Origin of the sequence: Gilliamella sp. wkB18 (genome assembly GCF_001690875.1) — a bacterium.
In the GTDB taxonomy this organism is placed as follows: Bacteria; Pseudomonadota; Gammaproteobacteria; order Enterobacterales; family Orbaceae; genus Gilliamella; species Gilliamella apicola_A.
Genome location: NZ_LZHM01000048.1, coordinates 1 through 982, shown reverse-complemented (window position 1 = coordinate 982; position 982 = coordinate 1). Strand labels below are relative to the sequence as shown.

The 982-nt window shown below is 38.5% G+C and carries 2 protein-coding genes; both read right to left on the bottom strand.

Going from position 1 to position 982, the window contains the following annotated elements; all coding sequences use genetic code 11:
- Positions 1 to 675: DUF6708 domain-containing protein (locus A9G48_RS05185; RefSeq protein WP_065575899.1), on the bottom strand; the 675-nt coding region annotated here is incomplete at its 3' end.
- Between the two features lie 36 nt (positions 676 to 711).
- Positions 712 to 982 (bottom strand): hypothetical protein (locus A9G48_RS11570; protein WP_176701996.1); only part of this gene is annotated, 271 nt, incomplete at its 5' end.

Sequence of the window (982 nt, the reverse complement as noted above, 5' to 3'; positions counted from 1 at the left end):
GATATTGGCAGATTTATAATGCACCATAAAACTATTGATCCACCCCCAAACAAATGTACTTCCTGCACCGGCTCGCATAGGATCTAACATAATATGATCTATCACTTGGTGCGTGCCCGGTTGGCAGACCATTAACACGGTTGAACTTAAGGCATTACGTGACATATTATGAATAATAACACCGTGCAAATCGTCCCAATCATATTCTTTTATTCGGCGTTTTTTCGGTTGTAAAAATACCGAAGGGTGATGTAAAAACTTAAAGTTAAAAAAGTAACTTTCATTAACATAGACTTTACCGGTTTTACGATTAAATATAATGGGGCTGCCAAAACGAGAGAAAGCATTTTGGTAGAATTCAGGAATGGATAGATATAAAGCGGCACAACAAGTAATAAAACCACCAACTCCTATAAAACAAAGCATACTACCGCTATCAGAATGATCATAATCCATAATAAATGTACAAGATCCGACTACTAATATACTTCCCAAAATAATAGCAACAAAGTAAAGGCAAGCATAAAAAATCTGATCATTGTGATCCTGACGAATAAAGGCACAATAGGTATTATTGGCATAACTTAAGCGATCGTCATGCAAAGGTACACTATAAGGACCTTTATCTAGATCCCCAAACCAACCAAGAATTTGCGGGCGGTATTTTGATGGCATAATTATTCCTTATTCCTTATTCCTTAATCATCTGGGTTATTCCGTTATATGGTACCGTTGTTTGATTTCGGCGAGCTCTTCTTGCGATGTGGCATTAAACGCTTCGACCATCCATTCGGGCCAGCCTTCACCTTCAATCCTATGGGCTTTAAATTCCGCTTCTTGATCTGACTTATATTCGCCGTCATCGATATTGGCAGATTTATAATGCACCATAAAACTATTGATCCATCCCCAAACAAATGTACTTCCTGCACCGGCTCGCATAGGATCTAACATAATATGATCTATCACTTGGTGCGTGCCC